The organism is Alcanivorax sp. HI0044 (genome assembly GCF_001634945.1).
Window position 1 is genome coordinate 1 of record NZ_LWEZ01001846.1, and the last position, 663, is coordinate 663.

General features: G+C 60.3%; 1 protein-coding gene. It reads right to left on the reverse strand.

The window, feature by feature from the left end; translation table 11 throughout:
• On the reverse strand, window positions 1-634 hold a 634-nt coding region (locus A3730_RS27530; protein ID WP_063539360.1), incomplete at its 3' end, for a flavin reductase family protein.
• Between the last annotated feature and the right edge of the window lie 29 nt (window positions 635-663).

Consider the following 663-nt stretch of genomic DNA (forward strand, 5'->3'; position numbering starts at 1 on the left):
CGTTTGTCAGCCAGTGTAGGGGCTTGTCTGGCTTGGCATAGCTGAGCCGGCCGATACGCTGACTGCGGTGGTAGCTATCCAGCCCCGACAGCGCCACCGTCCCGGCCCGTTCAATATCCACAAAGCCATCATCCCCCAGTACCTCATCGGGTAGCAGGATATGTTCGATGGCACCGATCACCAGAACGGTGTTATTCACCGCCAGGGTTTGCACTTCCCTCACCGCCATGCCCAGTTTTATCCGCGCCTGTGCCACGAAGGGGGCGGCAAAGTCGGGCAGGTAGGCTGGGCTTAGCCCGGTAGCGGTGAACTCGGAGGTATTCCGGGGATAGCGGGCGGCGGTCTGGTGGGCGGCTTCGAGGATCTCGGCATGGACCTGGTTGAGCGTATAAACACCTGTGCCTTGCAAGTATTCCAGGCTATGCCGGTCCACCGAGTGCGGGCGCAATATCATCCCCATCAATGCCGGGTCGGCCCCGAGATGAAAGCAGGAGCCGACCATGGCCAGGTTTTCCTGGCCGTTCTCGGAGCGAGTGCCCACCAGGTTGGCACTTTTGAAGCCGGACAGGCTATTGACCAGATTGACCCGCTCCCCGCGGGGTAAACCCTTGAGTGTATCGGCTGTCAGATGCATGGTGTGATTCCTCCCTGGCCCGTATTATC